The sequence below is a fragment of the Photorhabdus noenieputensis genome (assembly GCF_018448935.1).
Classification (GTDB): Bacteria; Pseudomonadota; Gammaproteobacteria; order Enterobacterales; family Enterobacteriaceae; genus Photorhabdus; species Photorhabdus noenieputensis.
Map to the genome: position 1 here is coordinate 1 of NZ_RCWC01000045.1, position 13,011 is coordinate 13,011.

A 13,011-nucleotide genomic window follows, 5' to 3' on the forward strand; every position below is an offset into this window, starting at 1 on the left:
GCCAATACGCAGTCGTCAGCCCCGGTGCGATGGCTTCCACCTGCTCCACTTCGCCCACCACCAGTAAAATGCGGACTTTATACCACCAGAATCGCCCGTAACGGAGGCGCATGCGATCGCCCAAATCGACATAATCATACGATTCGCCGGCCGACAAAAGTGGCTGGGTATCGGGCTTCACATCGGTGACTTTGTTTTTGACAAACAAGGTTACGGTGATAAAACCTAGCATACCCACCACCACGGTGAGCACCCAGGCTATTCCACAAACCCACAACAGGTGGTTGAAGGTTTCGGCATCAGTGGCTCGGTGTTCCCCCCAATTCCACCATCCCAGACCGGCCAACGCGACCAGCAGGGTAATGGTGCCTATCAGGAAGATAAGTGTCTTCAATACCGAAATAGACGGTAATTTATTCTCTTGCAGTGCCATAAGATTTTACTATTCCAAACGCTAAAGTATGTTGAGGATCACGGGCTAACCACCCACAGGGCTGGCCGGTATTTTCCGCCGAGATCGCCGCCAGTGTTTGCACTACGACTGCCTCCATCCCGCCAATATTGCCCCAATTGAGATCCTGTTGATGTTGAGTGATATTCCAGCCGAGTTTTTCCAGTGAGGATATATCCGGCTGAGAAAACAGAAAGCAGGTTGCCGGTGGCTGAGACATATCCGCTTGAACCCATGTTCTGGCCGCGACGTCAACAACCTCTTCATCACTTTGAGAACAAAAAAATTCACCACGGGTCAAACAGACGTTGCCCTGTTTTTTCAGTAGCCAGATAAATGCCGCTTCACCGGCGGGTAAGACTGATTCAGCCTCGCTGTCCACGCACTGACAACCCGCGCACAAAATCGTCGCGTGTTGGTCCTTTGTCGTGTTGAGCAGATCAATCATTTCATCCAAAGTATCGATACCGAGCCAGAGTTGCGGCTGTTCAGGCAACTCCACATCAGGAAACCGCTCCGCCATCTGGGCGGCAAACCCTTGCCAGGCAGCGGCAGAACCTAACCAATAACAACGTAATGGCGTACAACGCAACGACGACTGCGCCTTCCTCTGTTTATGCCACTGTTCCACTGCCATGCCCGCCAGTTGTATTTCCCGCTGCTCAATATCAGCGGCAAAAGAACGTAGCAGACGCACCGACTGACCACTCTCTTCCTCGATAGGTTCCACGTGGCAATGAGGCAGATTAACCACTTTATTCCATACATCGGGCGTGCACCCTAGCGGCCCAACCAATACATAATCCACCAACGCAATCTGTTGACGGTGTTTACGCCACCACTGTTGCTGAACCCGCTCGACCTGCTGCTGGTAAGTCCAAGCGTTATGCACGGCAAAGCGGTAAAACAGCACGCGGAATAACAGACATAACAGCCATAACGCCGCCAATCCGGGGATCAGGGCATATAAGGAGAAAGTGTCACCGATTTCAGGTCTTATCAGCGCGACGATGTTACTGATCAACAAAACCAATCCAGCTCCGGCTCCCAGCCAACGTTTAAAGCGGGGAGGCGAAGCCTGAGAATAAGGCGGAAAAAGAGGGATCGCTTTCATGACGCCACCTGATAATCGGGAAAAGAGCTGACTAACGTACAGCCACATTCACAACGATGACCATGCAACGCCACCGGCTGGCCGTCTATCAGGCAGGCCGCACTCCCTTGAGCAATGGTGGTCATGCCATGACGGTGACACTGAACAGGATCGCCCTTACAAGCGATGGGTTGTCCGAAACAAAGATAGTGGCCCGACAATACTGTGCCGCCATATTCGCGCAGGCTGTCACCCTGACGGATTACGTTTTTCATTTCTCAGTCTCCCCTAACGGGGTCGGTTCCTGCGTTTTTCCCGCCCAATGCGCTTTGAGATTATCTTTGGCCGTTTGCAACCGCTGCTCTTCGATAAACTTTCTCTGCTGGCTGGTCATCTCGCCCACATTATGGGTGAACGCTTTTCTATACTCCGGTCCTGCTAACAGGGTGATCAGCTCGCCGGAAGTTAAATATTGCGCGGTCACTTCCCACGTTGTGACGGATACCTTGTCGGCGGCATCCGACAACATGTTGCCGACTTTTTTATCTTTCAAGAAAAACAACGCTGCACCAACCGGGTTCGCCGCTCCAACGACATTGCCAGCTATCGTCAGAGGTGATAAAGGCTTGTTACATTTCGTACCGAAATAAATTATCCGGTAACGGAAGTAACCGCCTGCCGGCTCACGGGTATCCAGAAGAGAGTACATAAACCAGGCGCGGGAATCATGAACCTGATTGTCATACAGAGCGACCAACAATGACTCGGGTGACTCCTGCTGGCCGGTTTTTCCCACTGGGGCAGGCCGGAAAAGCGGTTTGACCAACGCTTCTCCCGCCGTTTTCATTTGCTGACATTCCTTAATATCATCATTACTGTCCCATATATAGATCATGTGGTATGCGAGAGTTTCAATAGCAAATTGTTTTAGATTGCTTTGCTCACGACTTTCTCCCCGGTAGTCACGACCAAATTCCGCTGCCGCTTCCCTCAACTGGTTCTGGGCGGTTTCCGGGTCAAAATCCGGTACTCCCTGCATTAACAACGGCGGCGTTTTTCCTCCATCGCGAAAAAATTCATTCCACTGCACTTTCCGTTTAGCCTCGACCTGCTGTTGTGCCGCTTTTTGTGCCTTTTCACTCTGTTCATAGTGGGCTTTTTTCGCATCACGATTAGGAGCCTCATGAAAAAATGGCTCACCGAGCAGCGTGCCGTTGGCGTAACGATTGATACGCCAGGCTGTCAGCCAGTTCATCTGGTTTTCCATCGCCTGTTCCAACGCCACAGAGGCCCGCACCGGTTCAAAGCGGGCCGCTTCTTCATCCGACAGGGGTTGTTTGGGCATCTCCAACCCCAGAGTCACTTGACGCCAGGCGTTGAAGCGGTTGACTAATTGTGTGTCAATATCAAATTCATCACCGACATCTGGTGGCATAGAACGCCAGCTATATTGAGATAACTCTTGTGGCAAAATATCTTTAGGAACTTTCAATGGAGCTCCAATCTCAAACGCTGCCGAATACATTTCATGTAATGAGATCTGTGAGAGTAATAGATTGTCACGTTTTCCTATTGCCTTACCCTGTTCTCCCGGTGGATAACCGCCCCCCAAATCAGAGTGCACACCGGGATAAATCACCTCGGTGCTGCCTGTCGGGTAAGTGCCATCGGAACGGCGAATGGAATCCATCGGAAAACACAACCGCTGTTCATGGGTCGAGACCAAGTGCACACAACGTTTCACCAGACCACCGTAAGTCGCCTCCGATGGCAATTCCTGCGTGCCGTCTGCCCAGGCCATATGACCTTCAACAACGGGGATCATATGGGGCACCCCGACCGATGCCACTGTGTCAAACAATCCGAGAAATTCTACGCTGATGGGTAAATTGCTATCCGGGTCTGTATCGTGTTTATGTTGCAGACACTGAGCCGGTTTCTGGCCTGCTTCTCTCGACGGCGGAAACAGTTCAGTCAGCCAGTTAACAAAAGTCCGCGCTTCCGCAGCCCCACGGGAAAAACCATACACATACAATTTCATGCCCAACAACTTACACTTACCTCGTCCCGGCTGACTGCGGGCTATCCTCAGTTCACGTTTTAAGCTCGCAAACTGCTTATAAAACTCCTCATAGCGGTTATTGCTGCCTCCCAACTCCAGCATATTCCATGTGGTTGCCATCGCTTTCAGGGATTTTTGACAAGCAACATCATCAATTGTGTCGTTTACCAATACGCGCTTTAATACATCAATCAACCGCAGTAATGCCCAATTGATCCGGTCTTCTCCCCCGCTAGCAACCGCCAGCCCCAATTTGCTGTAATCCAGCTCATTAATTTCCGGGAAAGGGGTTCCCACCCCGGGAATATAATACTTAAAGTACTTTCTTCCTGTGCTCTCAATATTATCCAGTAACGGCTTACCTGATGCCCCTCCGGCATAACCCGCCCCAATGGTTGCCTGGAAAAGACGGACAACATTGGTCGGATGGTTAGGAATGGCCTGATAAAGGTCGTTATATAAATTATTACCGGTGCCATCAAAAAACAGGCTGACATGCAACGTGTTACAACAGGGACGGATTACCCGACGATTGGCGGCCAGACAAAGTTCCTGATAGTAAGCTTTTTCCTGACTGCTCTGTTGCTGACAGTTTTCCACCACCAAATAATTTTTGGCAGGTAACCGCCCCTGAGACGGAAAAGGGGCTGGCAACCAGACAAGATCATGATGCTTTATTTCGGACATATTTTTGGTTCCTTCATTTCCAACGGTTCTTTGATTGGGTAGTTCGGACTACCGTAGGTGTTACACGAGGTGGTAACTTTGACCTGATCACAAGGTAAGAAATGCACTGTAATACCGCAGGTTCGCTGCCCGGTATAATCGGGCAACGGTACTACCTGGCTATGCTGGCGCTTTTGGGCATTAATCTTGTCCCTCCACGCCAAATATTTTTTTCTATCTGCAAAACCGGGAAACCCCCCCATGTCCCCAACACCAGTCTCCCAATCCACCTTAACCGTCATCCCCGGCCGCCACTTATCTGGAGCCCGATAGCAGCAACCGCCACCACCGCCCTGATACGGGCCGATAATATCGATACCCGGTTGATCATCCACAGTGAACCGGTTAATCGCCCACTTAGTATGGTTAATGGCGATAATGATGCCTGCCTGTGCCGGAAACTGGCTACAGGCGGCCAGCAGCAGGAATAAAACCGCCAGCCTCAATTGTTGTTTTTTCATCTTCTACTCCTTCACATTAGTGACAATCTGGACTTGAGGTGCTTGCATGCTTTATTTCGGACATACTTTTGGTTCCTTCATTTCCAAGGGTTCTTTGATTGGGTAGTTCGGACTACCGTAGGCATAACACGAGGTCGTAACTTTGATCTGGTCACAGGGTAGGAAGTGCACCGTAATACCGCAGGTATCACCACCATTCTGATAATAAGGAACCGGCACTACCTGACTATGTTGACGCGTATAAGCATCCATTTTTTTTTCCATGCCATAAATTTTTCTCTGTCCGCAAATCCAGGAAAACCATCCATATCTCCTGCCCCAGTCTCCCAGTCCACCTTAACCGTCATTCCCGGCCGCCACTTATCTGGAACTCGATAGCAGCAACCGCCGCCACCGCCCTGATATGGGCCGATAATATCGATACCCGGTTGATCATCCACACTGAACCGGTTAATCGCCCATTTGGTATGGTTAATGGCGATAATGATGCCTGCCTGCGCCGAAAATTGGCTACAAGCGACCAGCAGCAGGCATAAAACCGCCAGCCTCAATTGTTGTTTTTTCATCTTCTACCTCTATGACGATAATCTGGCTTTAAGGTGTTTAAGTACGAATGACTCTCTGTCGTCATCCAGTAAAATGTCTTCACCAGATGTCTCTATCATCAGGGCATAACAATTGTTGAACAGTTGTTCGCGGGAAAATTCTGAATATTCGACCTTATTATTCAATTGCAACATCAGTACGTGAGCATCAGAAACACACAAGAGATGTTCTAGCTGCTCATCTGTGAGATCAATTTTCTGAAAGGTTTCATCAACCGGCCCTGCATGGCCTTCACGCCAGATAACATGTGGAGCCCCATCACGATCAAGCCAGCTCCAGAACAGCGCGGGCCTGAAAAATTGTTGTTGCTGTTCCTTGTCCAATACATGGGAAAACAACACAGGAAAAATCCGCGGATCATAAAAACGTAAGATCCCGCCTTTCTCGGCGTAGGCTGCATCCACGCACTGAATTAAATATTGGGACAAGCGATCAAACGACCATGAAGAACATAAAACCAGCAGCATAGGCTTGCCGCCTAAGCGCATCATGATTTCATCCATCCATTGCCGTTGAACCGGTTGTGTTAGATCAATCCGAATTAAGATCGGGGCTTTATCTGTCACAATCTCCTCCGGCAACCCCTGAAATAGCGAGCACCAATCCATCTCAGATGAAAAACTTTTTAATGCCGGGATTAGGGGGAACTTACCCCCTGATTGATCCACAATCATATCGATACAACTTATGCCGGTTTCCGTTACAGACGATGCAAGTGATGCAATCCAGTCAGCTATTTGATGGTCATTCATTGGTTAACTCCTCAAAACAAACCCTTGCGCCAATTCCTGCGCTTTTTCCAAACACGTTTTACACACCGATTCAGGCAGGTCAGGCAAAGGAAAGTCCTGTTTCGCCGGTGACGCCATTTTGTGCTGCCCTTTCAGACTTAACAGGCCCGGCCCGTGAATTTCAATTTCTCCTGCCGGAGAAAGACGGATGTACGCGCCGCCACACGCCAATGTCAGGCCATTTTTCGCCGTAATCTGGACGTGGCCCTGCGTTGAATTGACGGTGACATCGTTTAATGCGGTGAGACCTAAACTATCGCCATGTGATTCAATAGTGAGCGGCCCTTTCCCTGACACCAGACGCATCCCTTCGTTTTGTGCTAACAGGGAGATAGCCTGTGTCGAATTCATCCCAATCCGGTTTGCACTGGCAATATGCACATCACCCGCACTTTGGGCATAGAGCGCCTGACCACTTTGCACCATCACGGTCTGCGGGCTGACAATCCCCACCCCTTCCGGCGCACTGAGCAGCATGGCCGCCATTTTCAGTTGATCCACATGCTGTAAATAGGTTTTCAGGCTTTCAGTATCCGGCTGATGATTCAGGTGAGTTTTGGTCACCGTTCCCCATTCCAGCACCTGATTCACCGCGCCTTTTACCAGACTGATTGCCGGCGCCATCTCCAGCACTTCACCACCCGCTCGGGCCTGTTTATCCGCGCTGATAAACAACCCCTTACCGGCCCGAATCGCGCCCCAGTCGTCGGTTCGCAGCTCAAAACCTTCACCCCGCTTATCCGGGTGTGGGCGCTGACTATCGACAAGATGACCGAGGTTCAACTGGCTTTTACCGCCGTACTCGGTACTCAGTTTGATATGTTCCCGACCACGTTCGTCATCCATCCGCAGTTTGTTATTCGCCGGGGTGCGCAGAACGTTGCGTTTGTAGTTGTAGAGATTGACGTGATCCGGGTGCACTGAGTCGTGCAGAGCATGGGCAATATAGGGCCGGTCCGGGTCGCCCCCTTCAAAGGCGATCGCGACTTCGGTGCCTTCCAGCAACGGCCAGTGAAAGCCATACTTCTCCCCCGCATACGGGCGGGCCAGACGCACCCACAGGCTTTCGCCCCCTTGCGGCCATTTCTCCCGGTCAAAATTAAACGCCACCCGATATAAGCCGTCTTTGTCGATATCGCCGTAGGTATCATTCACTTTGGTACTGCTCACCCGCGCGGGTATCGTGCCGGCCATCACCGGTTTCGGCACCCGTTCCGGTCGAAAACACACGGTCTCGGAATAGGGAATGGCGGTGAACGCCATCTCAAAACTGCTATCCCGGCGGGCACTGTTGGTGATCTGGGTGATGATCGCCCCTTTACGAAACGCTTCCGGGGCGTCGCCCTTCACTTTCAACTCCTGCCCCGGTACCAGCGTGGCGGAGGTGGTCATTCCCCGCAGGCGAATGCGTTGATTCAGGTAACGCTCGTGATGCAGGCGGGCATAAAATACCCCGCTTTCCGTCTCCGGTTGATAGGCGTAACGGTCGCCGGGTATCCGGTAGTCATCGCGGTAATGGTACGCTTCGCCATAGGTAGTTTGGTCGCCCCGTGCCACATCTACCTCGGTGTTCAGGCCGGGATACGGCCGGGCATCGTGGTAGTCATAATTCCGAGTCGCAATTTTCCCCTCCACCACCTGATACGCGGTCTCCATGTCCCAGACCACCGCATCCTCCTCGCCGTGCATGCCTGACGGATTACGGGCAGGCAGGTAGACGTTGAACTGGTAGTCACGCTGGTCGTCGTAAAATTCCACCACATCGATCTTTAACCGGTCATCCGCCGTCACTTTGTACCAGATACCCACTTCCGCCAGCAGGCGTTGGATAAAGCGCAGGTCATCTTCGCCATACTGCATCACCTGTTCCCGCCTCGGGTAGTTGTGTGTCAGACTGAACAGGAAGTCCTGCCCGCGAAAGCCATGCCGCTCACGCAGGACTTTCTCCACAATCTCCGGCACGGACTGTTTTTGGTAAATGGCGTATTGATGGCTTCTCGCCATCAGCGCCAGCCGGGGCTCCAGCGTCACTTCATAACGGCTTTCGTCCCGCGAGGTGGAGAGCAGTTTAAAGCCGCTGATCACCCCGTAAACCGAGCGCAGCGGCTCCGGCGGTACAATCGGCATCCACCGTATCCCCGGATTGATCGCAGGCGAAGTCAGGGTAAATGAAGCCTGCTGCATCAGCATCTGTGCCGGTTCAATCCCTTTCTCCGTACTGGTGAATTCAATGGCATAGCGAAACGGCTGGCTTAAAGCTTCCTGCCCGGTAAAGGCCAGCACATCCAGCGGCGCTTTGTTGTACCACACTTTTAGTCTGTAGCGGCTGTGATCAAAGATGATCATCGGTGTTGGATTCGTCATATTTTCTTCCGATTATTCCTCAGTCGTTTGGGCACGCTACCGCCCATAGCCGTATACCGAGGCCCATAAGGTCATGATTTATCTGGTTTTCAATTTTTTTATCACGGGGCCTCCCGCCCCCGCGATCACGCAAAAAATGAAAAAACAGCAGACGGATTAATCCGTCTGCCAAACTTGTTACGCCGTCGTGCGCTCATTCCACGCATCAGCGTGAATGATGTTGCCGTCTTTGTAGGTCCAGGTGATTTTTTCGTAACGCAATTCAATGCGTTCCAGATGGTTGTGCTTCTCTTTGGCAGGGTCTTTGATGTCATGCATCAGCGGTGCCACTTTCACCACTTTCACGTTGTCCAGTTGGGTGATGAAGTACTCTTTCTCCTGACCTGCGTCATCAATGCTGTACCATTTGATTTCAGCAGATTTCAGGGTCTGGCCAGTGGTGACCGCTTTATACAAATAGGGACTTGACGCATCCACCTCTTTGGTGAATACCAGCGGAGCGTGTACACGGGTCCCCGTCAGTTTGCCGGTATTATTGTCCGTCGGGATGTGCAACATATGTTCCAACGCCACAATTTCAATACTGCCTTCCCGGCCCTGTACATCGACAGAACCCTTGATGTCAGCACCGCCATCATCTTTCAGCCATAAATAAGCGGGAATCGCCATAATAATTACTCCAATTGTTACTTGAGTGATGTCGCCGGTAGCGGCGACGTTGTTGATAAAATGTCCGGTACTTTCTGCGGCCGCGCACAGGCGGCTGCATGCGGTATCAGACGGATTTCAACCCTGCGATTGGCAGCTCGCCCCGCAGCGGTTGTGTTAGTCGCGATCGGACTCGTTGCTCCCTTGCCTTGTACAGTGAAGCAAGCCGGCGATATGTCGCTGGTTTGTAACATCCAATCGCGTACTGCTTCGGCGCGTGCCAGTGACAGCGCCTGATTTTTCGTGGCATCACCGGTGGAATCCGTGTGGCCGGTGATGAGGATCATCCAGCCCGGTTTGGCACGGATGTTGATTAGCGCGTTGACTAATACTTTGGTCGAACCCGCTTTCAGTTTCGCCTGTCCCACATCAAACAACGCCAGACTGTTAAGGCTGATGGTCTGCGGTTCCACCGGCGTTACCGGCGTTTTCTCCCTCGGTTTAGTCTGATAACCGGCAATGGCCGCCTGCAATGGCGGAAGTAATCGCGCTCCTTGATATAGCCCCAATCCCAGACGCCACGGCACGCCATCCCGGTGATAGTTCTCAAGCCGATCAGCATCACTCCTCAGTACTGCTTCCGCCTGTGCCTTGCGGTTATCATCCGTCGCGGCAATGGACCGGTAATGCAGCAGGTCACTCTCCACCTGACGCAATAACTGTCGGTTATGCCAGGCCGAGCAGCCTAGCGCAGTTATGCCCGTCAGCAGAAACAGCCCCAGAGCTATCCCCACAGCCCGTTGTACCGCTGTTTGTAGCGCGCTTGTGGGCAGCAGGCGCACTACACTGTCCGGGAATGGCAATGTAGCGGCAGCATCACCGGCAGCTGATGTGACTATCGGATCGCCCGCCCTGTTCAGCGCCGTTTTGGTCTGTAGCCACTGTTGCCAAACATGGCCGGTTAACCAATGCGGTAATGCCGGTACAAACTTCAATACCATCGCCAGCGGCGGACAAGGAGATAAGCCATCTTCCGGGGTCAGGCAGACGGGCAATACCTGCGCTTTCATCCAATCAGCCCAGTCAGTCAGCTCAACCCCTCGCTGAAAACGCGCCATCTGTTCTGCCAACGTGCCCTGCTCCAACCAATCCGCGAGTGGTTGAAAAGAGGCACCTTCACGCCAGGCCGTCACCGTGGTTCGTCCTGATTGCCACTCAAACCACGGTGAGTCGTCAGGTTGTCGGGATGGTACAGCTAAGTAGCCCGCTAACAGTAAAGGCAGCGGGATAGCATGTCGTCGACGCGCTTGAGATAGCTGCCAGCGCAGTTCTCGCACCCAACCTGCCAACACGGCGGCGTCACGGTATTGCTGCGGGTTTATCACCGCCATCACGCTTAACTGACCGCCCCAAGAGGGCCGGGCCGCCAGCAAGCTAGCTACCCCGTCGGACAGAGAAGTCCCTGACGGTAAGCACAACCAGTAGCCTTGCGGCGTCTGACGCAACAGTTCATCACCAAACAGGCTGTCCTGGATGTTGCTATATACCAACACTACCGGCAGGCGATTACTTTCAGGCGGCAGCATCGCTGACAGGCTGTTAAGGCACTCTCGCCGTTGAAAACGCCCACGATAAAACAGCCCCACCAGCGTGCAGAGCAGGATAATGACTGCCCCCTCCCACCGGCCCACCGGCGATAAGGGCAACCAGACCAGACAGAGCAATAGCGCCAGCCCGGCTCCCCATCCCCATAACACCCGTCGCAACATGACACTCATCTCGCCAACCCCGGAAATAGCGTTGCCAGATAGTGACTTAACCCCCACCAGACACCGAGCAACACGATGACCATCCCGGAGATCGCCGCGGCTAGTTGGCCGACGATGGGACGTAGCCTGTAACGGGACGGCGGCACAGTGGTTAACGCCGGTGATTGTTGAGCCGTGCCGAAAGGTACGACCTGTTGACGTAAGCGTGTTACCAGTTGTTCACGTATCAATGAGGTATCCTCCTGACACTTTCCCTGAAATCCCAACAGCAGCACGCGGTGAAAACAGGTCAGTACTGTCCGATCGGGGGCCGGTTCATGCAGTACAGTACGCATCCGTTCATACAACTGGTTACCGGCCTCGGCGGTATCAAAGAAATGCTCCTGTAATGATGTTGCCCGCCAGGCGGCATATCCCTTTTCCGGCGCTCGCTCCAGTACGGTTTCATCCAACAGGGCGCAATGGGCGTAGCTGATATGATTAATCGCGGATTCACTGACATCCGCGTCACGCAGCGCTTGCCGTGTCTGTTCTATCTCGCGGGTGCAGTGCTGCCACACCACTTCCGCCTGTTCCACCGATGCGCCCTGACAGAGCTCTGCCACCAACAGGTAGCTGTTCTGTAACAGGGCATCGATATCCGGTGGCGATTTTTTAGTTAATAAAGGTGATTTATTCATGTCCTCAATACCGCAAACAGTTCAAGCTGAATATCGCCCAGTACTCCGGGCACGTAGAAAGCGCAGCTCCCCGCCGCCAGCATGGCTTTGCCCGCCGGATGGGTGAGATCAAGGGCAAAGTACTGGTTCTCCAGCCGCAACGGAACCGCGGCCGGGACATGGCTAAGTGCGACTAAGGGGATGCCGGTTAATGCCCGGCTAATCATCCGGTCAACCTCGTCCGGCGCACCGGCTTTACATAACAGCGGGAATCGGGTGTACAACTGGTGCGCCGGTATGGAAGAGCGGACTGAGAGATAAAAATCCGCCGCTTCACATAAGCGAGCATCGTGGAGAGTAGCTATCCATTGCTGTTCCGATGGTTTCTTCAACTCAATCGTCACCATCCGCGACGGCAAGCTGATCTCCAGCAATTGACTCAGCAAGTCAAATAGCGGCGGGAATACCGCCGTCAAATTATCGTGCTGATAACGCGGGATCACGCTGGCGTTATGGTCCAGTGAAAAGGTCAACAGACTGCCCGCCAGCCTTGCCGCTTCACGGTAGAACAGTTCTGGATGCACATCTGAGTGAGCCTTAAAATCACTCAATATCGGTTCATAACTGTTAAGCGCATTAAGCAGCCAGAACAACGACACATCCGCCACCGCAAAATCCGCCATCCGCTCATTGCTCTCTCGGCGCATTGCCATCAATCGAGCCTGTTTTGCACGTAGCTGCGTCAACAGTCGATCGAGCCGAGCTATCGAATCTGCATGTGCGCTAAGACGCAGTAATGGCGGTACAAATTGCTCATCAACAATCCATTTTCCCTGAGCGTCGCGCAGCAGACGAGCCACCGGACAGGTGAGATACTGACCGTTTTCCATGCTGTCAAAACGCAGCGAGATCGCATAACGAGCAACCGCCATCGACTCACTGCGATCACTGAATTCATCCTGTACCGGCACCCACTCCTGCTGGTAACGCACCGGACGATCAGCGCGTTCATCTGGTTTAAGGCAGTTACCTCCATTAGCGTAAGTGTGCGGCAATGCCAGTAATACCGTGACCTGCTGCGCGTCTGTCGGCAAAACGGCTGCCAATTCCAGCACCGGCGGTAAGTGATCCGCCTGATCGGTGTCAATCAGCGATCCATCGGCAAAACGCACACACAGGTGATCGGCTTTCAACTGCCCCAACGCTAAGGTGTGTTGATCAAATACCGCGGTCAGCACACCCCAAGGATGCGCCAGCCCCAGACGAGCAATCGACTCATTGGCATATGCCTCCCAACGAGCCTGCTGCTGAAACTGTTGGGGAGACAAGATGGTTCCTGTCGCCCATAGCGGACGCTCAATTTTCATGATGTTCCCCTATT

General features: G+C 52.7%; 10 protein-coding genes and 2 pseudogenes. All 12 read right to left on the reverse strand.

Annotation, left to right across the window (positions count from 1 at the left end):
* A pseudogene (locus EAE91_RS21440) lies at positions 1-433 on the reverse strand (ImcF-related family protein); the annotation flags it as partial.
* Positions 414-1,565: a hypothetical protein gene (locus tag EAE91_RS21445; RefSeq protein ID WP_214090258.1), complete on the reverse strand. Its 1,152-nt coding sequence runs from the start codon at positions 1,563-1,565 to the stop codon at positions 414-416. The pseudogene EAE91_RS21440 and the gene EAE91_RS21445, both read right to left, overlap by 20 nt.
* Positions 1,562-1,819, reverse strand: coding sequence for a PAAR domain-containing protein (locus EAE91_RS21450; protein WP_214054901.1), 258 nt, complete (start codon positions 1,817-1,819; stop codon positions 1,562-1,564). The genes EAE91_RS21445 and EAE91_RS21450 overlap by 4 nt, the downstream gene beginning before the upstream one ends.
* Positions 1,816-4,293 (reverse strand): T6SS phospholipase effector Tle1-like catalytic domain-containing protein, encoded by a 2,478-nt coding sequence (locus tag EAE91_RS21455; protein WP_214090259.1) that lies wholly within the window; start codon positions 4,291-4,293, stop codon positions 1,816-1,818. The genes EAE91_RS21450 and EAE91_RS21455 overlap by 4 nt, the downstream gene beginning before the upstream one ends.
* Positions 4,281-4,793, reverse strand: coding sequence for a Tli1a family immunity protein (tli1a, locus tag EAE91_RS21460; RefSeq protein ID WP_214090260.1), 513 nt, complete (start codon positions 4,791-4,793; stop codon positions 4,281-4,283). The genes EAE91_RS21455 and tli1a (EAE91_RS21460) overlap by 13 nt, the downstream gene beginning before the upstream one ends.
* A 51-nt stretch (positions 4,794-4,844) precedes the next feature.
* A pseudogene (tli1a, locus tag EAE91_RS21465) lies at positions 4,845-5,359 on the reverse strand (Tli1a family immunity protein).
* A 9-nt stretch (positions 5,360-5,368) separates the two neighbouring features.
* Complete coding sequence (tla1, locus tag EAE91_RS21470; RefSeq protein WP_214090261.1) at positions 5,369-6,151, reverse strand: toxin Tle1 chaperone Tla1; 783 nt, start codon at positions 6,149-6,151, stop codon at positions 5,369-5,371.
* 3 nt (positions 6,152-6,154) lie between these two features.
* The gene (locus EAE91_RS21475; protein ID WP_214090262.1) at positions 6,155-8,554 is read right to left on the reverse strand and encodes a type VI secretion system Vgr family protein; all 2,400 of its coding nucleotides are present in this window, start codon (positions 8,552-8,554) and stop codon (positions 6,155-6,157) included.
* Positions 8,555-8,731: 177 nt separating this feature from the next.
* Positions 8,732-9,223 (reverse strand): Hcp family type VI secretion system effector, encoded by a 492-nt coding sequence (locus tag EAE91_RS21480; RefSeq protein ID WP_036779179.1) that lies wholly within the window; start codon positions 9,221-9,223, stop codon positions 8,732-8,734.
* Between the two features lie 17 nt (positions 9,224-9,240).
* On the reverse strand, positions 9,241-10,980 hold the full coding sequence (locus EAE91_RS21485; protein WP_214090263.1) for an OmpA family protein: 1,740 nt from the start codon (positions 10,978-10,980) through the stop codon (positions 9,241-9,243).
* Entirely contained in the window at positions 10,977-11,651 is a 675-nt protein-coding gene (gene tssL, locus EAE91_RS21490) for a type VI secretion system protein TssL, short form (protein ID WP_214090264.1), read from the reverse strand. Before tssL ends, EAE91_RS21485 begins: the two co-directional genes overlap by 4 nt.
* On the reverse strand, positions 11,648-12,997 hold the full coding sequence (gene tssK, locus EAE91_RS21495; RefSeq protein WP_214090265.1) for a type VI secretion system baseplate subunit TssK: 1,350 nt from the start codon (positions 12,995-12,997) through the stop codon (positions 11,648-11,650). Before tssK ends, tssL begins: the two co-directional genes overlap by 4 nt.
* Positions 12,998-13,011 lie beyond the last annotated feature (14 nt).